Source organism: Nonomuraea sp. AD125B (assembly GCF_041402765.1).
In the GTDB taxonomy this organism is placed as follows: Bacteria; Actinomycetota; Actinomycetes; order Streptosporangiales; family Streptosporangiaceae; genus Nonomuraea; species Nonomuraea bangladeshensis.
Window position 1 is genome coordinate 244,573 of sequence record NZ_JBGLOU010000010.1, and the last position, 20,917, is coordinate 265,489.

Consider the following 20,917-nt stretch of genomic DNA (forward strand, 5'->3'; position numbering starts at 1 on the left):
GGCGAGACCTGGGGCTTTTCGCGGTTTATGTTGGAAACATGCAGGCAGATGGGCGCCGGGGCGACCCCCGCTACCTGCCGATCGGCGAACACGGGCTGATCGGCGATCTGCGTACGGTCGCGCTCGTGGGCACCAACGGCACCATCGACTGGTACTGCTGCCCCCGTTTCGACGCCCCGTCGGTGTTCGGCTCGATCCTGGACGCCGACCGGGGCGGCTCGTTCGAGCTGGCCGCCGACGTGCCGTACACGACCAAGCAGTTCTACTTCCCCGACACCAACGTCCTGATCACCCGGTTCTTCGCCGACGACGGCGTGGGGGAGATCCAGGACTTCATGCCCGTGGAACGTGACAACGCCGAGGTCGACCGGCACCGGCTGATCCGGCGGGTCACCGTCGTACGCGGCCGGCTGCCCTTCCGCGCCCTGGTCGCGCCCCGCTTCGACTACGGCCGCCTGCCGCACACCGTCACCCAGGACGGCGGCCTGACCGTGTTCACGTCACCGACGCTCGGCCTGACGCTGTTCTCCAGCGTGCCCGTCGAGCACGACGGCCGCGACGCCGCCGCCCGGTTCGTGCTGCGCGAGGGGGAGCGGGCCGTGTTCGCGCTCGACCGGGCCGCTCCCGGCGTCGAGCCCCGCGGCTGCCCGCTGGAGCAGGCCGAGGAGCTGTTCACCGCCACGGTCGCGTTCTGGCGCAAGTGGCTGTCGGCCTCCCGCTACCGGGGCCGCTGGCGGGAGATCGTGCACCGTTCGGCGCTCACGCTCAAGCTGCTCACGTACGCGCCGACCGGCGGCATCGTCGCCGCGCCCACCACGAGCCTGCCCGAGCAGATCGGCGGCCGGCGCAACTGGGACTACCGGTACGTGTGGGTGCGCGACGCCGCGTTCTGCGTCTACGCCCTGCTCCGCCTCGGCTTCACCGAGGAGGCCGAGGCGTTCATGGGCTTCCTGGACAAACACGTCCGGCTGGACGGCAGCTGCCCCGCCGGGCCGCTGCAGATCATGTACGGCATCGACGGCCGCCGCGAGCTGCCCGAGGAGGAGCTGCCGCACCTGGAGGGCTACCGCGGCTCGCGTCCCGTCCGGGTCGGCAACGACGCGGTCGGCCAGCTCCAGCTCGACATCTACGGCGCCCTCATCGACTCGGTCTACCTGTACAACAAGTGGGGCACGCCCATCTCCAGCCGGCGCTGGGACGAGCTGTGCACGCTGGTCGACTGGGTCTGCGCCCACTGGGACCAGCCGGACGAGGGCGTCTGGGAGACGCGCGGCGGGCGCAAGAACTTCACCTACTCCCGCCTGATGTGCTGGGTCGCGATCGAGCGCGCCATGCGCATGGCGATCCAGCGGGGCCTGCCCGCCGACATACCGCGCTGGCGCGAGAGCCGCGACGCGATCTACCGCGACATCATGGAGCACGGCTGGTCGGAACGGCTGCAGGGGTTCGTCCAGCACGCCGGCGAGGAGGTGCTCGACGCCGCCGTGCTGATGATGCCGCTGGCGAAGTTCGTCTCGCCGACCGACCCCAAGTGGCTGTCCACGCTGGACGTGCTCGGCGACGCGCTGGTCTCCGACTCCCTGGTCTACCGCTACGACCCCGAGCAGAGCCCGGACGGGCTGGAGGGCCCCGAGGGCACGTTCTCGATCTGCTCGTTCTGGTACGTCGAGGCGCTGTCGCGGGCCGGCCGCCTCGACGAGGCCCGCCTGGCCTTCGAGAAGATGCTCACCTACGCCAACCACCTGGGCCTGTACGCCGAGCAGATCGGGCAGACCGGCGAGCAGCTCGGCAACTTCCCGCAGGCCTTCACCCATCTGGCGCTCATCAGCGCGGCCTTCAACCTGGACCACGCACTCGGCTGATCACCCGGCTTGTCACTGGGCTGATCACTGGGCTGATCATCGGGGGGCGAGCAGGCAGAACTCGTTGCCGTCGGGGTCGAGCATCTCCACCAGGCCGCCTCCGTGCCGGTTGCCGGGCCGGTCGCCGCCGGCGAGGCTCGCGCCGAGGGAGAGCAGCCGCTCGATCTCGGCCTGCTGGTCGCCGCCCTCCGGGGGAGCGAGGTCGAAGTGCAGCCGGTTCCTGCCGTGCTTCGCGGCGACCGGCGGGCCGCCCCACGTGATCTTCGTGCCGCCGCGCGGCGACTGGATGGCGGTCTCCTCGTCCTGGTCCCAGACCAGCGGCCAGCCGAGCGCCTGGCTCCAGAAGTAGCCGACCGCCTGGGTGCCGTCGCTGGCGAGCGCGCCGATGAACCCGCATCCGGCGAGGAACTTGTTGCCCGCCTCGATCACGCAGAACTCGTTGCCCTCGGGGTCGGCGAGCACCACGTGGCCCTCCTCCGGGCGCTGCCCGACGTCGATGTGCCGCGCGCCGAGCTCCAGGGCCCGCGCCACCGTCCGCTGCTGGTGCTCGGGGGAGTCGCTGGTCAGGTCGAAGTGCGCCTGGTTCTGGCCGACCTTCTTCTCCAGCGTCGGCAGGCAGCGGATCTCGAAGCCGGTCTCGTCGTCCGGCGGGAGCACGACGCCGTCGTGGCGGCCGTCGGTGAGCTTCCTGCCCAGCAGCCCGGCCCAGAACCGGCCGAGTCCTACGGGGTCGTGCGCGCCGAAGCAGAGCGCGGCGAGCTGCGAACTCATCAGATCTCCCATCTGGCGGAACGGCGGCCGCGGGCGGGCACACGTCTCCGCCCCGCGCACGTCACGCTAGCCAGCCGCCGATCCGCGGCGCCAATGCTTTTCCGCCCGGGGTCAGAGCCCCTGCCCGGTGCCCATGCCGCGCAGCAGGGTGTCCACCAGCCGCGCCGCCAGCGCCTCGGGGTCGCCGTCGCGGTCCTGCGCCGACTCGTGGAGCAGCGCGTAGTAGACCCGCCGCGCCCAGCTCAGATCGACGTCGGCGCGGAACGTCCCGGTGTCGCGGGCCCTGGCGAACAGCCGCTCGCAGCGCTCGGCCACGTCGGCGTGCACCTGGGCGGCCGCGTCGGTGGTGAACGCCAGGTTCATGGCGAAACCCCAGTCGATCTTGACGCGCAGCACGTTGGCGGTGACCTGGTAGAGCGCGACGAGCGGCGGCGTGGTCTCGGGATGGGCGGCGTCCACGGCCTCGGCGAACTGCCGGGTGGCCCAGGAGGCCAGCGCGGCCACCAGCGCGTCGCGGGAGGCGAAACGGCGGTGCACGGTGGTGCGCGCCACCCCGGCGGCCTCCGCGATCTGCTCCATGCTCGCCGCCGGGTTCCTGCTGAGCACGCGCTCGGCCGCGGCGAGGATCGTCCTGACCGTCCGCTCGGCGTCGGACCTCAGCGCCCGTGTCGTTCCGCTCATCCGTACAGGTTACGCCATGGTCGCCACTCAACCCTAACTTGCATCATGGGTGTTGCAAGTCCTAAGGTGATCGCATCTGGAGTGACGCGACTTTGCGAAGGAGAACGTCATGGATCTGCGACTCACGGGCAAGACCGCCGTCGTGACCGGCGCCAGCAGGGGCATCGGGCTCGCCATCGTGCGGGCGCTCCGCGACGAGGGCGTGCGGGTCGTCGCCGCGGCCCGCACGATCACGCCCGAGCTCAAGGAGACCGGGGCCGTCGCGCTGGCCGCCGACCTGTCCACCCCTGACGGCCCCGCCGCGCTGATCGAGCGCGCCCTGGCCGAGCTGGGCGAGCTCGACCTGCTGGTCAACAACGTGGGAGGGGGCGACGTGAGCGACCGCCCCGTCGGCGGCTTCCTCGACGCCACCGACGACCACTGGCTGCGCGACCACGAGCTGAACTTCCTCAGCGCCGTACGCGCCACCAGGGCCGCCATGCCCGGCCTGGTGCGCAGCCGCGGCACGGTCATCAACATCTCGTCCAACGGCGCGCGTCTGCCGCACGCCGGGCCGGTCACGTACACGACCGCCAAGGCGGCGCTGACGGCGTTCGGCAAGGCCCTCGCCGAGGAGTTCGGGCCGCAGGGCGTGCGGGTCAACACCGTCTCGCCCGGCGCCACCCGCACCGCGCTGTGGGAGTCCCCCGACGGGTACGGCGCGGCGCTGGCCGGCGCGCTCGGCGTCGAGCACGAGCAGCTCCTGGCGCAGCTGCCGGCCGGCACCGGGATGACCACCGGCAGGCTCGTCGAACCCGGCGAGGTCGCCGCGCTGGTGACGTGGCTGGCCTCGCCCCACGCCGCCAGCGTCACCGGGGCCGACTACGTGATCGACGGCGGTGCCGTCAAGACGGTCTGAGGCGTATTGACCCGGTGGGCGGTCATCGCCCAGACTACGGTCCCAACCGGACAATTGCGTCCGGTTCGAGGAGGGCGACTTCCGCGAGCCGAGAGGGGCCGAGTTGACCGACCACTGGGACAGCATCGTCGACGTGCTCGTCGCGGGCTCCGGCGCGGCGGGCCTGACCGCCGCCATCGCCGCCGCCGACCGCGGACTGGACGCCCTGGTCGTGGAGAGCACCCCGCGCTGGGGCGGCACCACGTCCGTCTCCGGCGGCGGCCTCTGGATGCCCGCCAACCCGCTCATGCTGCGCGCCGGCGTCCGCGACTCCGCCGAGGAGGCGCTGCGGTACATGGACGAGGTCATCGAGGAGACCGGCCCCGCCTCCTCGCCGGAGCGCAGGAAGGCGTACGTGCGGACCGCCCCCGAGGTGGTCGCCTTCCTCGGCCGGCTAGGCGTGCGCTGGCGCAGGTCCCCCGACTACCCCGACTACTACCCCGACCGGCCGGGCGGCAAGGTGGGCCGGGCGCTCGAGGTCGCGCCGTTCGACACCAAGCTGCTCGGCGCCTGGTACGACAGCGCCCGCTCCAAGGAGAGCGGCATCCCGCTGCCGCTCATGACCGACGACGTGTGGCTGCTGTCGCGCGCCTGGTCCACCCCGAGCGGTTTCGTACGCGGCGCCCGGTTCGTCTTCCGTACGCTCGGCCAGTACGCCGGCGGCAGGCGGCCGACCGGCATCGGCGGCTCGCTCGCCGCCTCGCTCATGCACATCGTTCGCACCCAGCAGACCCCCGTCTGGCTGTCCGCCCCGATCGTCGACCTCGTCATCGAGGACGGCGCGGTCGTCGGCGCGGTCGTGGAACGGGGCGGCCGCGCCCGCCGGATCCGCGCCCGGCGCGGCGTCGTCCTGGCCGCCGGCGGGTTCGCCAGCAACGGCGCTTGGCGGCGCGAGCACCACGGCATCCCCGGCTACTCCTCGGCCCCCGAGGGCGACCAGGGCACGGTCATCGCGATGGGCGCGAAGGCGGGCGGCGCGCTGGCGCTCATGGACGACGCCTGGTGGGGCGCGTCCCTGCTCGGCCCCGACGGCGAGCCGCGCTTCCTCGTCGCCGAGCGCTCCCTGCCGTTCTCGATCATGGTGAACGCCGCCGCCGAGCGTTTCACCAACGAGTCGGCGTCCTACATCGACGTCGGGCACGACATGCTCAAGCACGGCGAGGCCGGCCCGATGTGGCTGATCACCGACGTCCGGCACACCCGCCGCTACCTCAACACCGCCGTCGCCGGGCAGGCGGGCAAGTGGAAGCGGGCGGGCCTGCTGGCCGAGGCCCCGACCGTGGAGGCGCTGGCCGCCGAGATCGGCGTCGACCCCGTACGCCTCGCCGCGACCGTCGAGCGCTTCAACGGCTTCGCCCGCACCGGCGTGGACCCGGACTTCGGCCGCGGCCGCACCGTCTACGACAACTACTACGGCGACCCGCGGGTCAAGCCCAACCCGAACCTCGGGCCGCTGGAGAAGGGGCCGTTCCGCGCGTTCCGCGTCTATCCGGGCGACCTCGGGACCAAGGGCGGCCTGCTCACCGACGAGCACGCCCGCGTGCTGCGCGAGGACGGCGCCGCCATCCCCGGCCTGTACGCGGCGGGCAACACCACCGCCTCCGTCATGGGCCGCACCTACCCGGGCCCCGGCTCCACCATCGGCCCGGCCGTCGTCTTCGGCTACCGCGCCGCCCGCCACGCCGCCGGCGCCTGACCCGCGGTCAGCGTACGGAACAGATCGCTTCCTGGATCACCCGGGTCACGGCGGCCGGCTGCGAGACGAGGGCGAGATGCGAGCCGCCCGCGAACTGTGTCACCCGGGAGCCGGCCCGCTCGGCCATGGCCCGCTGCGACGCCGGGACGATGATCTTGTCACCGGTGGCGATGAAGGACCATGACGGGATCGTCTTCCAGGCCGCCGCCTTCGACGGCGTCTGGAAGGCGGCGGTGGAGGCGGCCCGCTGCGCCGCCCAGAGCCGCCGGGCCTCGCCCCTGGGCAGGTCCGAGGCGAAGGAGCGCACGAAGACCTGCCGCTTCAGGTACAGGTCGGCCGCCCCGCCGGATCGCGGGACCCGGTCGTAGAGCGTGGCCGGGTCGCCGCCGAGCGCGGACCCGGCGCCGCTGAGCTGGGCGGTGGTCTCGCCCACGTCCGGGACCGCCGCGTCCACGTACACCAGGGCCTTGACGTCCTGGTCGCCCGCGGCGGCGTTCGTGATCACCGAGCCGCCGTAGGAGTGGCCCACGAGGACGACCGGGCCGCTCAGCCCGTTGAGGAAGTCGCGTACGGTCTGCGCGTCCTCGGTCAGGCCGCGCAGCGGGTTGCCCACGGCCCGCACGTCGTACCCGGCCCGCTGGAGGGCCTTGATCTCGCCGTTCCAGCTGGAGGTGTCGGCCCAGGCGCCGTGCACCAGCACGACGGTGGGCCGCCCGGCGGCGGGCGTGGGGCACGGAGACGTCGGCGCGGCGGCGGGGACCTGCGCGGTCCCGGCCAGCAGCAGCGCGCACCCCGTGACGGCGAGTCCCGGCATGACCACCACCTCCACTCCTTCTCCCAGGCTGCCAGCCGCCGCCCCCAGCGCCGGTGAACGACCGGCCAAGGCCGGTAAAGGCCGGAGCGGCGGGCCGGAGCGGCGGGGGCGGGTAGGCTGGCGGCCATGACCGAGCGTCCTTCCCCCGTCGTGGCCGCGGATCAGCACGCGCAGGTCAGCGGGTGCGACGTGCAGTTCGTGGACGTGTTCAAGGTGCTCGGCAAACGCTGGAACGGCATGATCATCGTGGCCCTGATGCAGCGGCCCGCGCGGTTCGGCGAGCTCGCCAAGATGATCCCCGGCATCACCGACGGCATCCTCTCCGACCGGCTCCGCGAGCTGATGGCGGCGAGCCTGGTGGAGCGGCAGCTCGCCGACGGGCCGAGCACGGCCGTCCTCTACCGGCTCACCCCGGTCGGCGAGGACCTCCGGCAGGCCTTCCACGAGCTGCGCGAATGGGCCGCCCGCAACAACCTCGGCGAGCTCTGCCGCTGACGGGGGCCCGGTGGGCGTGTCGCCAATCGGCGATCAGGGCAGGCGAGTCCAAAACCTTCTTGATCAGATCCTCGCTCTCCCGCAGAACGCGGTTCGTCTTGTCCACCGTACGGTTGAACGGTGACGATGGGCAGGAGTTTCACGAGGCCCGGGCCCTGGCCCGGGGCGGAAGCTACGTGTCCTTCTCGTCCCGCCAGCCGCCGGGTTCGGGATGGTAACCGTAGGCGGCGGCCCGCACCGTGTCCTCGTCCTCCAGCCCGGAGCCGATCGTGCCGCCGACGGTGGCCAGCGAGCTGCTGATCCAGGCCAGGGTCAGGTAGTCGGTGAGGCCGACCGGCCGCTGCAGGTCCTGCTCCAGCACGGAGGTGTCGATCAGCAGCGCCGCGGCGAGTGTCGTTCCGGCGAACAGCACCAGATAGGACGCCACGGCGGCCAGGGTGAGGGTGAGGATCGTGCCAAGGTTGAACATCCGGGCCAGCTCGGCCGGTGTCTCCCGGCTCGGTTTCTCCCACAGGTCGTGCGCGATGATCAGCCAGGTCACCAGCGCGGTCAGTCCGAGAAGCATGATCACGGTGAGGCGGAGTCCGCCGAGCGCGACTCCCATCTCCCAGATGGTGTTGGTGGTGAGCGCGAACGCGGCCGTGGCGAAGGCGCCGGCCAGGAGTTTGGACAGGCCCAGCAGGGCGCGCCCCGGGCGGTTGGCCCGGACCATTCCGATCAGGAGCCGCACCCGGCCGGCCAGCCGCGAGGCGACATAGCCCAGTTCCCCGGCGCCGGCTTCGCCTACCACTCGGTGAATGGCGGCGACCTGGCCGGTCAGCTCGGCCGGTGCCCGGCCGACCGGCGGCACCCGCTCCTCGGACGTGTCAGCGAGCAGCCGGCCCACGAGATCCGGGACAGCCGCGCGGAGCGCTCGCAGCTGGCGCAGCCCCAGCGCGGGCAAGGACACCAGCGCGACACGGCGCCGGGCAGACGTCTGCGCGACCAGCGGCACCCGATCGGTGTGCAGCGGCAGGTCGGTCAGGCAGATCGCGACGTCCCACCGGGCGTCGGCACGCCGGCGGGCGAGATCGTCGAGCAGCGCCTCGACGCCGCCGTCGCGGCGCGGAGCCACGTCGCCCCAGCCTGCCCGGACGATCCACCGCACGTCCGGGTCCACCCGCTCGGCGAGCCGGGCGGCCAGCTCGACGGCGAGCCGCGCGACCACCTGCGCCGGATAGTCCGGCGGGGTCGCCACTAGTCCGACGACGATCTCCGGCCGACGCTGCTGACTGATGGCCATGGGCGCTCCTCGCCGGTAGCCGGGCGGAATCCCGGCAGTGAATACCCTTCGTGGCGCGACACATGCGGGCTGTATCGGGTCCATGCGGGCGAACAGGGCGAGGCGGCCGGCTTGCAGAACAGCAGCCGGCCGACGGCGGGGGCCGAACCCTCTATTTGCGTGACGGTTGGTGCCCATAAGATCACTTAACGCGTCCGGCTGTGGGTTCAGGGGGTTTTCGCGGGGTATCGGTCTGGGGACTGCCCGTGGGGTGGGAGGCACCGGCGACGGGGGGATCGTCATGAAGGCAGTGGTGTACGAGGGGCCGCGGCAGGTCAGTGTGAAGGACGTGCCGGACGCGCGGATCGAGCGGCCGACCGACGTCCTGGTACGGATCACGTCCGCGAACATCTGCGGCTCCGACCTGCACATGTACGAGGGCCGGACCGACTTCGAGCCCGGCCGCTGGTTCGGGCACGAGAACATGGGTCAGGTGGTCGAGGTCGGCGACGGGGTCGACAAGGTCCAGGTGGGCGACTGGGTCGTCCTGCCGTTCAACATCTCGTGCGGGCACTGCAAGAACTGCGAGCGTCAGCTGACGAACTACTGCCTGACCGCTCAGCCTGAGCCGAACATGGCCGGCGCCGCCTACGGCTTCGCCGACATGGGCCCGTACGGCGGCGGGCAGGCCGAGCTGCTGCGCGTGCCCTGGGGCGACTTCAACTGCCTGCGGCTGGGCGAGGACGCCGAGCAGCGCCAGAGCGACTACGTGATGCTCGCCGACATCTTCCCGACGGGCTACCACGCCACCGAGATGGCCGGCGTGCAGCCCGGCGACCAGACGGTCATCTACGGCGCGGGGCCTGTCGGGCTGATGGCCGCCCTCTCGGCGACCATCAGAGGGGCGAGCAAGGTGATGGTCGTCGACCGCCACCCCGACCGGCTGCGGCTGGCCGAATCGATCGGCGCGATCGCCATCGACGACTCCAAGGTCGACCCGGTGCAGGCCGTTCTGGACGAGACGATGGGGCTGGGCGCGGACAACGGCTGCGAGTGCGTCGGCTATCAGGCGCACGACCCCGACGGCCGGGAGCAGCCCAACCTGACGATGAACCGGCTGGTCGCCTCGGTACGCTTCACCGGGAAGATCGGCAATGTCGGCGTCTTCACCCCGCAGGACCCCGGGGCCAGCGACGAGCTGGCCAAACAGGGCAAACTCGCCTTCGACTACGGCATGTTCTGGTTCAAGGGCCAGCACATCGGCAGCGGCCAGGCCCCGGTCAAGAAGTACAACCGGCAGCTGCGCGACCTGATCGCCGCGGGCAAGGCCAAACCGTCCTTCATCGTCAGCCACGAGCTGCCCCTCGACCGCGCGCCGGAGGCGTACGAGCACTTCGACAAGCGAGACGAGGGCTGGACGAAGGTCGTCCTGCACCCGGCGATGGCGGGTGCCTGACATGGCCGGAGAGCTGAACGGACGCCGGGTCGCCATCCTCGCGGCCGACGGGGTGGAGCGAGTCGAGCTGGAGCGGCCGCGGCAGGCGCTGGACGACGCCGGCGCCCGCACCGTCGTGGTCTCCATCACCAGCGGCGAGATCCAGGCACGCGACCATGATCTCGAAGACGCCGGCACCTTCACGGTGGACCGGCTGGTCGGCGAGGTGTCGGTCGACGACTACGAGGCGCTGCTCCTGCCGGGCGGGACGGTGAACCCGGACAAGTTGCGGATGGAACCCGCTGCGGTGCGGTTCGTCCGGGACTTCGTCCAGTCGGGCAAGCCGGTCGCGTCGATCTGCCACGGCCCGTGGAACTTCGTCGAGGCCGACGTCGCGCGGGGCCGCCGGCCGACCTCGTGGCCGAGCGTGCGCACCGACCTGCGCAACGCCGGGGCCGAAGTGGTCGACGAGCCGGTCGTCACCGACGGCAACATCACCACGAGCCGGTCGCCCGACGACCTGCCGGCCTTCTGCGAGCGCATCGTCCAGGAGTTCGCCAAAGGCCCGAAGGCCGCCGCCGCCGAACACCCGGCGTGACCGCCCGCAGCGAACCCACACACCACCACAACCTGCGTTAGGACGCATGATGACCGACAGATTCGCCCGTGCGCTCGGGTGGACCAGCCTCGCGGTGCCCGGCAAGGGCGTCCGCAACGCGGGCCTGGTCAGCTTCACCGACGGCCCCGGCGGGCGCGGCACCGTCGTGGACGTCTCGCTGGAGTACGGCATGCGCGGCCGCAAGCTGGCCGCCGCGGTCGCCCGCATGTTGGGCGAGCATCCCGAGCAGCAGGTCCGTGACGACCTGCGTCGCTTCAAGCAGGTCATGGAGACCGGCGAGGTGGTCCGTTCCGAGGGCAGCCCCGAGGGCCACCGCGCCCGGCGTCAGCTCCACCAGCGTCCCGCCCAGCCGATCGGAGCACGCGCATGAAGGCCAACGTGTGGACCGGCCGCAACAGCGTCGAGGTCGAGAACGTCCCTGACCCGCAGATCCTCAACGCGCGCGACGCGATCGTCCGCGTCACCTCGACCGCGATCTGCGGCTCCGACCTGCACCTGGTGGACGGCTACATCCCGACCGTGAAGAAGGGCGACATCCTCGGCCACGAGTTCATGGGCGAGGTCGTCGAGGTCGGTCCCGGCGTGCGCAACCTGCGGCCCGGCGACCGCGTCGTGGTGCCGTTCCCGATCGCGTGCGGCTCCTGCTTCGCCTGCGAGGCCGAGCTGTACTCGGTGTGCGAGAACTCCAATCCCAACGCGGGGATGGCCGAGAAGCTGATGGGTCACGCGCCCGCCGGGATCTTCGGCTACTCGCACATGCTGGGCGGTTTCCCCGGCGGGCAGGCCGAGTACGCCCGGGTCCCGTTCGCCGACGTCGGCCCGATCAAGATCGAGGACGACCTGCCGGACGAGAAGGTGCTGTTCCTGTCCGACATCTTCCCCACCGGCTTCATGGGCGCCGAGATGTGCGACATCAAGCCGGGCCAGACCATCGCGATCTGGGGCGCGGGACCCGTCGGGCAGCTCGCCGCGGCCAGCGCGTTCCTGCTCGGCGCCGACCGGGTCATCGTCATCGACCGCTTCCCGTACCGGCTCAAGCGGGCCCAGCGGACCGGCGCCGAGGTCCTCAACTATGAGGAGGTGAACGTGCTGGAGGCGCTGCGGGACATGACCGGCGGGCGCGGCCCCGACGCCTGCATCGACGCCGTCGGCATGGAGGCCCACCATCCGACCCCGGCGATGTACGCCTACGACCGCACCAAGCAGGCCGCCCGGCTGGAGACCGAGCGGCCGTACGTGCTGCGCGAGGCCATCATGGCCTGCCGCAACGGCGGCGTCGTGTCGGTGATCGGCGTCTACGGCGGGTTCGTCGACAAGTTCCCGATGGGCACCGTCATGAACCGTTCGCTGACCATCCGCACCGGTCAGTGCCACGTGCAGCGCTACATGCGGCCGCTGCTGGACCGGATCCGCTCCGGCGAGATCGACCCGAGCTTCGTCATCTCGCACCGCATGCCGCTCAGCGAGGCACCGCGCGGCTTCGAGCTGTTCAAGCACAAGATGGACGAGTGCAACAAGGTCGTGCTCACGACGTGAACCTGCTTTCGCGGCCCCGGGCGGCGATCAGGTGGGCGACCCGCCGGCGGCGGCCCCCGTTCGCCGCCGGCGGTCCTCCGTCTACGGGCGGGCCAGGCGGATGAGGTCGGAGTAGAGGGAGAGGGTCTCGTCGAGCCCGGCCTCCGTCCCGCTGCCCGCGGTGGCGAACAGCACGTGGTCCACGCCGGTGCCCTCCAGCCCCGCGAGGTCGTCGGCGACCTGGCGCGGCGAGCCGCCCAGGAACGGCCGATCGTCGCCCAGCGGCTCGGCCGTGAGCGGCACGTTGGCCCGCGCCACCACGGTCACCGAGCCCGGGTCGCGGCCCTGCTCCTCGACGGCCGCCCGGAACGCCTTGGCCATGTCGACCAGCGTGTCGCGGGTGATCACCACCGGGTTGAGGCCGTCGGCGATGCGCGCCGCCCGCCGGATGCCGCCCGGCGTCATGGCGCCGAGCAGGACCGGCAGCCGCGGCTGCACCGGCTTCGGGTTGATCTCGGATTCGGCGATGTGGGTGAAGTCGCCCTCGTACGCGACCGGGTCCGGCCCCCAGCAGGCCCGCATGGCGGCGACGACCTCGTCCATGCCGCGCCCGATCCGGCTCATCGGCACCCCGGCGGCCGCGAACTCCTGCGGCATCCAGCCCTGGCCGAGCCCGGCCACCGCCCGCCCGCCGCTGAGCTGGTCGAGGGTGGCCAGGCGCTTGGCGAGGACGACGGCCGGGTGCAGCAGGGCGTCGATGATGCTGGTGCCGAGCTTGACGCGGTCGGTGATCGCGGCTACGTAGCTCAGCGTCTCCAGCGGCTCGTAGGCCAGCCGGTAGATCTCGGGCACCGGCTGCGGGTCGCCGCCGCCGATGGCGACCGGCGCGGTCGGCCGCAGCAGTCGTTCGTAGGTCCACACCGAGTCGTAGCCGAGTTGCTCGGCCTCACGGGCGACGCGGGCGATGGCGGCGGGGCCGGCCAGGGGCCCGGAGGTGGGTAAGGCGATACCGAGTTCCATGCCCAGCACACTACTACGTTCTTTATAGTTCACTCGCAAAAAACGAGTAGCGTCCCCGGTCGGCCCTCCGCTTGAAACGGCGGCTCCGGCCGAGCGCGTCCAGGGCAAGCGCTGTTTCATAGGTCGATCAAACGAGTAGCCGGTTGAATCGCTCTGGCAGGGAGCGACGACGACTACCTCCGCGGTTGAGGCCCACGACTGCTCGATGACCTCCTGCGCCGCCCCGGCCGGTTCGCCCTGCCGGACGGGGAAGAGCAAGGTGGCAGTCCAGTGCCACACCGCCCGCTTCCGGCTCGTGCCCGCGCTCGCCAAGGCGCTCAACGTCCACACCCCGGCCCTCCGCAAACCGGGCACGGCCTGGATCGAACTGCCCCGCACGGGCCGCGGCCGGGGTCGAGCCGGCCACGGTTCTGCTGGTCGGCCGAATCCGTAAGTTCAGGCTGCGAATGGCCGGTGTCTCCGGCGCTGTTTGGCCAGGTGCGATCTCTTGATGGCCCGGAACTCCTGTGGCTGTCCGGCGAGCCGCCCATTCAGCTGATCAGCCCACCACCCCCCGCCGTGCAAGTAGTCAACCTGGTCAGGGGCGGCGGGAAAGAGGAGCATGGCCGGAGTTTGAGAGGCGCACACATTCCGTTCTGCAGGAGAGTCACCGAACTGTTCGCTCGTGAGGGAATCGTCGTCCAGAACGCTCCGAGGGTCATCCAGCTTACGGACCAAGATCATCGATTTCAAGAGGCTGAGTATCAGTGATCGCAGGCGGTAAGTGATCGGGCGTGCCGGACATCACCTGCACGATGGCGCCATCAAGGGCGAGAACCCCACCATCGGATCCTGCCTGGCCGGCTGGGCGGAAAGACGGCCGTCGATTCGCCCGGCCTGCCCTTGATCAATTACCCGCGCCGATCTCTTCCCATCCGGCGTTCCCGCTGATATCTATGTGATGATCATCAGCCACTTCGAGACCCGCCAAATGCGCGGGCCCTTCGTGCTGCCATGAATGAGGAGTATTAGTTGTTGTTACCTGCGTTAGATGAGCAGGCGGCTGCGTCGTCACGCCCCTTTGCCCCGAAGCGCCTTGCGCGTTGTTTCGGCAAAGTTGTCGCGGTAGGACTCGCCACCACCATGTTCGCCGCCATGACGAGCGTGCCTGCCTGGGCGCGGCAAGAGCCGGCCGCCGCTGCCGCCGAATCCAAGCCCACGACCAGACTTGGAGCTGGTGAGCCCACCCCGGACATGGCGGTCGAAACCGCCAAGCGGAAGGCTCGCGAGACCGGAAAGCGCGTCGAGATCCCGTCAAAGCGGTCGGAGAACGCGACCGTGTACGCCAATCCGGATGGCGAAACGCTCCGTATGGAGCTGCGTTCCCAGCCCTTCCGCATGAAGAAGGAGGACGGCACCGGATTTACTCCGATCGACACCACTCTGCGGCAGAAAAGCGGCGCCATAGCCCCCGAGGCGGCTCCGGGTCACCTCGTGCTTTCTGCCGGGGGTGACAAAAAGCTGCTGCGCATCCGGAGCGAGGCCGGCACCGCGGAAATCGGAACTCCCCGCCAGCTGCCGAAGCCGAAGCTGACCGACGACACCGCCACATACGAGTCGGCCTACGGCAAGGGCGTGGACCTGCGTGTCACGGCCACCGGGACCGGCTTCCGCCAGGAAATCGTCATTCATGAGCGGCCCAAGGAGCCGGTGGCCTTCCGCATCCCGGTGGATCTGCCCACCGGCATGTCGTACGCGACGACGGAATCGGGGCAGCCGGCGCTGTTCGGCAAGGACGGAAAGAAGATCGCCGACCTGCGTCCGGTGCCGATGCTGGATGCCGAGGCGGCCGACCCGGCCGGTTCCCTCGACGAGGCCCGAACAGGCAAGGCGAGCGTCACCCTGGATGAGGACGGCTCGGCCCTGATCCTCACTCCTGATAGTGCCTTTCTCTCCGATCCTGCCGTTCGATACCCGATCACTCTGACCGCCGCCTCGCCGGGGTGGGTGGGGGCTTCGCTGACGGACGACACGTTCATCAACAGCGTCGACCTCCAGGACGGCTGGTACAACAGTGATCTGGACAGGACCCTTGTCGGCAAGTCCAACAGCGGCACCAAGACCTGGCGCACCTATCTCAAGTTCAAGGTGGCCGTGTCGGAGCTGGAGGACGTGGCGATCCACAACGCCGACCTGATGTTGTGGAATTACTTGTCCAACACCTGCGGCTCGGCCGTCGGCTCGGGAATCGTCGCACGGCGGATCACCAGCCCGTGGGACATCTACACCTTGACCTGGTCCAACCAGCCGTCGACGACGTCGGAGTTCCAGGTCATCAACAACGCCGCCTACAGCAGCGACTGCAGCTGGGGCGAGGGCGAGTTGCTGTATTCGGTCGAGGACACGGTCCGCGCGTGGGCCGCGAAGCTGGACCCCGAGTACGGCTTCCAGCTGCGGGCCACCAGCGAGTCGGACGCCACCAACTGGCGCCGCTACCGCTCCAAGGAAGGGGGCAGCTGGGACCGCGAGCCCAACCACGCTCCCATTCTTTTCATCGACTACACCCCGAACGACCGCGTGGCCATCCATTTCGCGGAGAGCGGGCCGAGGCGGACAGAGCCGATCTCGTACGCGGAGGCCGTGAGCCTGGCGCAGGAGAGCGATGAGGACGTCACCCCGCTCTCTGGCCTCACCGAGGAGCAGCTTCTCCAGCAGGACGCACAGGGCGGTGACCCGTTCCCTGTCGACCGCAGCAACCGCCAGCCCCTCCCGGGTGAGAGCTGGGATCCGGATGAGGCCGAACAGGAGATGGACGAGTTCGCGCCGAAGGTGACTGCGGTCAGCCCGCCGAACAAGAGCGTCGAGGTTGATACCGGCACCACCGTGTCGGCGACATTCGACGAGCCCGTGACCGGGGCGCGGATCACGCTCAAGGACCCCGCAGGTACGGACGTGGCGGGCACGACCGCCATGGACGGGGCTAGCGAAACCATTACATTCACGCCCAGCAGCCCTCTCGCGCCGGGCGTGACGTACAAGGCGGAGGTCAGCGAGGCGACCGACGACGCCTACAACAAGGTCGAGCCCCAGCCCTGGGTTTTCACCACCGCCGGTGGGGTGGCCGCGCACTGGCCCTTCGACGAGGGCTCCGGGACCACCTCCGCCGATGCGTCAGGGCATGGGCATGACGCGACGTTGAGCGGCACCGGGAGGTGGATCGACGGGAAGACGGGCCACGGCGTGTCGAACACCGCGTTGACGCCGACCCGGATCGTCGCGAGCAAGGAGGCTGTCAGGCTGGGGAAGGCGGTCGAGGTTCACGCTGAAACGACGGCGACCAGCCTCACCTACGCCCAGCCGGATGGTAAGACGTACAAAACCGAGGTCACGGCCGGCCCGGTACGCGCCCGGCAGGGCGGCGGCTGGGTGCCGATCGACACCACCCTGGTCGAGCAGGGTGGCAAGCTGCGGACCAAGACCCTCGCCGAGGGCGCGGTCGTGGAGATCTCCGCGGGCGGCACGGACGCGTTCGTGAAGATGACGGCAGACGGCAAGTCGTACGCGCTGCGCTGGCCGACGCCGCTGCCCAAGCCCACGGTCAAGGGCAGTGTGGCCACTTACACCGACGCCGCCGGCGCGGGTGCCGATCTGGTGGTGACGGCGTTGCCGGACGGGTTCCGGCACGAGGTGGTGCTGCGCCAGCGGCCGTCGAAACCGCTGAAGCTGCGGATCGGCGTCGAGGACGAGGGCCTGACCCTGTCGGAGGGCAAGAACGGCCGGTTGCTGCTGAAGGGCAAGAACCAGAAGCTGGTCGCCGCGGCGGCGCCGGCAGCCGCATGGGACAGCGCCAAGGGCCGGCCGGCCAGACGCGGCGCAGCCGCCAGCGACCTGGTCACCAAGGACGGCCGTACGGAGCTGGTGATCGAGCCGGATCAGGCGTTCCTGGCCGACGCCGGCACCGCCTACCCGGTGAGCGTGGCCGCGGCGGTCACCCTGCCGGGAATGACCGATGTGTGGATCTCCAACTACGGAACTCCCGGCTACAGCACCTACCGCAACACGACGCTGTGGGTGGGCACCTACGACGAAGGCGAACCGGCGCCGTGGGTGGAGCGCGCCTTCCTGAAGTTCGACACCGCCGCGCTGGCCAACACCAACGTGTCGGCGGCGACGCTGAGCATGCGCCGCACCGATGCCATCGGCTGTGGCGACGCCCGATCCGGCATCAAGGCCCAGCGGGTCACCGCCGCCTGGACCGACGTCGAGCTGACCTGGGAGAACCAGCCTGGCACCGCCACCGCCGGGGAAGCGGTCGCCAATGACAGCGCCACCTGCGGCGCGCCGGGCACGATGAGCTGGAACCTCGCCGCGATGGCCCAGGCGTGGGCGTCCGGCAGCGCCAACCACGGGCTCATGCTGCGCGGCGTGGACGAGACCCTGGACGGCGGCCGGCCGCCGTACGACCGGGCCTTCGACTCGTTCAACGCCACCAACAAGCCCACGTTGACCGTCACCTACACACTCGGCTCCACGCCCACCGTCGCCGGGCTGCAGATCAGCCCGGCCACCAGCGCGGGCGGGACGGTGACCGCCACCTCGCTCACCCCGCAACTGGCTGCCACCGTCGCCGACACCGCCGGCGGCAACCTCACCGGCCAGTTCGAGATCGAGCACGACCCGGCAGCCACCGCGCAGGGCAGCGGCCAGATCTGGGCCGGCACCTCCCCGGCGGTCAGCTCCGGCGGACAGGCCACCGTCAGCGTCCCGGCCGGGAAACTGGCCGACGGCTGGAAGATCCGCTGGCGCGCCCGCGCGGCCAACGCCGCCACCTCGTCTGCCTCGGCGTGGTCGGACTGGCAGACGGCCACCGTCGACGTGCCCAACCCCACGACCGGCGCCTTCCAAGTCACCCCGTCCCAGGTGGTGAACGGCGTCACCACGGCCACCAGCCTGACCCCCGCCCTGCGCGCCACGGTCACCGACCCGGCCGCGCAACCGCTGCGCGCCGAGTTCGAGGTCGAGCACGACCCGGCCGCCTCCGGTCAGGGCACCGGCCAGATCTGGACTGGCGCCACCGACAACGTCACCTCCGGCACCCAAGCCACGGCCACCGTCCCCGACGGGAAACTGACCGACGGGTGGAAGGTGCGCTGGCGCGTCCGGGCGATCAACACGGCCACCACGGTCGGCTCGCCGTGGTCTGACTGGCAGAACCTGACCATCGACGTGCCGGACGCGGTCTCCGAACCGGCCGTCGGCGCGCTGCAGGTCAGCCCGTCCGAGCAGGTGGACGGTGTCACCGTCACCCCCACCCGCACCCCGGCACTGCTGATCCAGGTGAGCGACCCGGCCGGCAAGCCGCTGCGCGCGGAGGTCGAGATCGAGCACGACCCGGCCGTACCCGATCAAGGCAGCGGCCAGATCTGGACCGGCAGCGCCGACAACGTGCCGGCCGGCACCCAGGCGAACATCACGGTCCCGGCGGACACGCTCACTGACGGCTGGAAGGTCCGCTGGCGGGCCCGCTCCGTCTCGGCCACCGCCGCTTCGACCTGGTCGGACTGGCAGTCCTTCACCGTCACGCTGCCCAGGCCCACCGCCACCGGCCTGGCCGTCACCCCGTCCAAGGTGGTGGACGGGGTGACGGTGACCACCAGGCTCACCCCCACCCTCCAGGCCACCCTCACCCATCCGACAGGCCAGGCACTGCGCGCCGAAGCCGAGATCGAGCACGACCCGGCCGCGACCGGACAGGGCACCGGCCGGATCTGGGCCGGCGCCGTGGACAACATCGCCTCCGGCACCCAGGCGAGCATCACCGTCCCCGCAGGCACGCTCACCGACGGGTGGAAGCTGCGCTGGCGCTTGCGCGCCGTCACCGACGACGCGTCCTCGGTCTGGTCCGACTGGCAGCAGGTCACCGTGGACGTCACCCAGCCCGGCGAGGAACCCCTGGCCCAGACCGCCGGACCAGTGATCCGCACCGACCAGAGCTTCACCACCGCCGCCTGGCTGCGCTGGAGCGACAAGGACGGCGACTACACCATCCTCGAACAGAAGGGCGCCCACCAGGCTCCCTTCAGGCTCGGCAACACTCCGCAGCACGGGCTGGTGTTCACCTTCACCAGCGCCGATGCCGTCGGCGCGACGGTCGAGGGCGTGCTGTCCGGTGTCGAGCCACCGGTCGGTGAGTGGTTCCACCTGGCCGGCGTGTACGACGCCACGGCCAAGACCGCCTCGCTGTACCTCAACGGCAGTCTCGTCACCACGGCTCCCGTCACCCTGACTGCGTGGAACGCGAACGCCCCGATGACCCTGGGCAGCACGATGCAGGGAGACCTCGACGACGTACGCGTCTACCCACGCCCGCTGTCGGCCGAGCAGATCGGGGCAATGTCAGGGAGCACTCCGGTGGCCCGGCCGTCCAGCGAGCCGACGGCCTCCCCGAAGAGCGCCACCCAGGCGGCGACGTTTAACTATCACCACAAATCGCTGGAAGACTGCGAGGCGGACCGCGATGCCCGCACCGGCAAGGGCACGAAGGTGCGCGCCTGGGACCACGCCACGCCTTACAGCGCGTGCTGGAGTCGCCACGAGTACTTCATGATGTTCGAGACCAAGGTGAAGAGCACCAAGCAGAACGGAACCGTCAAGCAGACCAAGGTGGCGACGCCTGAGGTCGATGGCCAGTTGCACTTCGACGCCACGATGGTGATGCACACCTACCTCGGCCAGAGGTACGGCGGTATCGTCGGCGGCGGATCGGTGACGGCACAGAACATCAAGGTCTTCACCAAGATCAGCAACATGGACGGCGGAGCCGGCGAAGGCGTCGCCGGCTGGTTCGAGTGCCTCTTCGGCGGCTGTGAAGGCAAGTTCGATGAGGACGACCTGGAACGGGTGCTCACCTTGACCGTGGACGTCCAGGGCGGCAGCAACGCGTGCACCCTGGTCCCCGGATCCGGCTACCAGGGCACGCTCAAGCGGGTCGACAGCGTCGACGACTGGGTGGAGGACGGCAGAGACGAGTTCCTCCTGCGCTCGCACGCGAACCCGGTCAGCAGTTGCACGGTCCGCCCGTGGATCACCTTCAACGATCCCACCCCGTTCGTCTCGGGATCGCAGTCCGTCGCACTGTGGGGCCCGCCGGGATCGGTGAGTGACGCCACCTCCGCATCGATGGCCAAGCGGGCCAACTCCCCCGCCGCCACCTGCGACGACATCACCACCTGGGAGAGCAAGGGCGGCTGCATCATCAACGGATCGAGCCGCATCTACGAAATGGCTCTGAACGATCCGACTTTCGGTGCGGTCTCCCAGCACATCAACCGGGCATTCACCACCCCGGACGACACGAAGCCGCCGAAGGACGGCAAGATCATTCCCGGAAACTGGGGGCTGACACCGCAGGGCACGCTACGCGAAACACCCCTGGGCGAGTCGCTGCAGCGGATCCAGAAGTTCAACAACCAGGGCAAGCCCACGGAGAAGTACAAGGCCAATCTGGACGCCAAAGACGCGGTCTGTACGCAGTACTTCTCCGATCGTCCGCGGCCGAGCACCGAGGAGGATGAGACCAAACACCAGGACTGTGATGAGTTTCCCTTCGCGTCAACCGACAAGGGGGGCGGCTATGTGCACCCGCAGCACGGCTGGGGCAACTTCTCGGTGGAAGCGCTCAACGCCAAGCAGAATCAGGAGGCGGGCACTGACCTGCTCATCTTCTTCTCGCGGTACCGCGTCCGGGTGGGCCACTCGTACTGGCTCGTGATCAAACCCTGACAACCGGCCGCCGGGCCAGGCCGGTTCGCCCGGCCCGGCGGCCCCTAATC

General features: G+C 70.5%; 14 protein-coding genes. 9 read left to right on the forward strand and 5 right to left on the reverse strand.

The window, feature by feature from the left end; all coding sequences use genetic code 11:
* The first annotated feature begins 38 nt into the window (after positions 1-38).
* Positions 39-1,862 (forward strand): glycoside hydrolase family 15 protein, encoded by a 1,824-nt coding sequence (locus ACBR40_RS26580; protein WP_344219411.1) that lies wholly within the window; start codon positions 39-41, stop codon positions 1,860-1,862.
* 36 nt (positions 1,863-1,898) lie between these two features.
* Here ACBR40_RS26580 and ACBR40_RS26585 read toward each other — a convergent pair whose 3' ends face one another.
* A complete protein-coding gene (locus ACBR40_RS26585; RefSeq protein ID WP_371250502.1) occupies positions 1,899-2,633 on the reverse strand; it encodes a VOC family protein in 735 nt (244 codons plus the stop codon).
* A gap of 111 nt (positions 2,634-2,744) precedes the next feature.
* On the reverse strand, positions 2,745-3,314 hold the full coding sequence (locus tag ACBR40_RS26590) for a helix-turn-helix domain-containing protein (protein WP_344219407.1): 570 nt from the start codon (positions 3,312-3,314) through the stop codon (positions 2,745-2,747).
* 109 nt (positions 3,315-3,423) lie between these two features.
* Here ACBR40_RS26590 and ACBR40_RS26595 point away from each other — a divergent pair, with 109 nt between their 5' ends.
* Both ACBR40_RS26595 and ACBR40_RS26600 read left to right on the forward strand, forming a co-directional pair.
* Positions 3,424-4,212 carry an oxidoreductase gene (locus tag ACBR40_RS26595; RefSeq protein ID WP_371250503.1) on the forward strand — a complete coding sequence of 263 codons (789 nt, stop codon included), beginning with the start codon at positions 3,424-3,426 and terminating at the stop codon, positions 4,210-4,212.
* 103 nt (positions 4,213-4,315) lie between these two features.
* Complete coding sequence (locus ACBR40_RS26600) at positions 4,316-5,947, forward strand: FAD-dependent oxidoreductase (RefSeq protein WP_344219403.1); 1,632 nt, start codon at positions 4,316-4,318, stop codon at positions 5,945-5,947.
* Between the two features lie 7 nt (positions 5,948-5,954).
* On the opposite strand, the gene ACBR40_RS26605 is transcribed toward ACBR40_RS26600, so the two are convergent.
* Complete coding sequence (locus ACBR40_RS26605) at positions 5,955-6,761, reverse strand: alpha/beta hydrolase (protein ID WP_344219401.1); 807 nt, start codon at positions 6,759-6,761, stop codon at positions 5,955-5,957.
* 126 nt (positions 6,762-6,887) lie between these two features.
* Between ACBR40_RS26605 and ACBR40_RS26610 the strand changes: the two genes are divergently transcribed.
* Entirely contained in the window at positions 6,888-7,256 is a 369-nt protein-coding gene (locus tag ACBR40_RS26610) for a helix-turn-helix domain-containing protein (protein ID WP_344219399.1), read from the forward strand.
* Between the two features lie 172 nt (positions 7,257-7,428).
* Here ACBR40_RS26610 and ACBR40_RS26615 read toward each other — a convergent pair whose 3' ends face one another.
* Positions 7,429-8,538, reverse strand: a complete 1,110-nt coding sequence (locus ACBR40_RS26615; protein WP_344219397.1) for a hypothetical protein — start codon at positions 8,536-8,538, stop codon at positions 7,429-7,431.
* A 280-nt stretch (positions 8,539-8,818) separates the two neighbouring features.
* Between ACBR40_RS26615 and ACBR40_RS26620 the strand changes: the two genes are divergently transcribed.
* The 4 genes from ACBR40_RS26620 to ACBR40_RS26635 are packed head-to-tail and all read left to right on the forward strand — an operon-like array spanning position 8,819 to position 12,107.
* Positions 8,819-9,973 (forward strand): glutathione-independent formaldehyde dehydrogenase, encoded by a 1,155-nt coding sequence (locus ACBR40_RS26620; protein ID WP_371250504.1) that lies wholly within the window; start codon positions 8,819-8,821, stop codon positions 9,971-9,973.
* Between the two features lies 1 nt (position 9,974).
* Complete coding sequence (locus ACBR40_RS26625) at positions 9,975-10,550, forward strand: type 1 glutamine amidotransferase domain-containing protein (protein ID WP_371250505.1); 576 nt, start codon at positions 9,975-9,977, stop codon at positions 10,548-10,550.
* Between the two features lie 46 nt (positions 10,551-10,596).
* Positions 10,597-10,941 carry a hypothetical protein gene (locus tag ACBR40_RS26630; RefSeq protein WP_371250506.1) on the forward strand — a complete coding sequence of 115 codons (345 nt, stop codon included), beginning with the start codon at positions 10,597-10,599 and terminating at the stop codon, positions 10,939-10,941.
* On the forward strand, positions 10,938-12,107 hold the full coding sequence (locus ACBR40_RS26635) for a zinc-dependent alcohol dehydrogenase (protein ID WP_371250507.1): 1,170 nt from the start codon (positions 10,938-10,940) through the stop codon (positions 12,105-12,107). Before ACBR40_RS26630 ends, ACBR40_RS26635 begins: the two co-directional genes overlap by 4 nt.
* Before the next feature lie 81 nt (positions 12,108-12,188).
* Here the strand turns inward: ACBR40_RS26635 and ACBR40_RS26640 are convergent, their stop codons facing one another.
* Positions 12,189-13,106 (reverse strand): TIGR03619 family F420-dependent LLM class oxidoreductase, encoded by a 918-nt coding sequence (locus ACBR40_RS26640; protein ID WP_371250508.1) that lies wholly within the window; start codon positions 13,104-13,106, stop codon positions 12,189-12,191.
* Positions 13,107-14,228: 1,122 nt separating this feature from the next.
* On the opposite strand from ACBR40_RS26640, the gene ACBR40_RS26645 reads away from it, so the two are divergent.
* A complete protein-coding gene (locus tag ACBR40_RS26645) occupies positions 14,229-20,867 on the forward strand; it encodes a DNRLRE domain-containing protein (RefSeq protein ID WP_371250509.1) in 6,639 nt (2,212 codons plus the stop codon).
* The last annotated feature ends 50 nt before the right edge of the window (positions 20,868-20,917 follow it).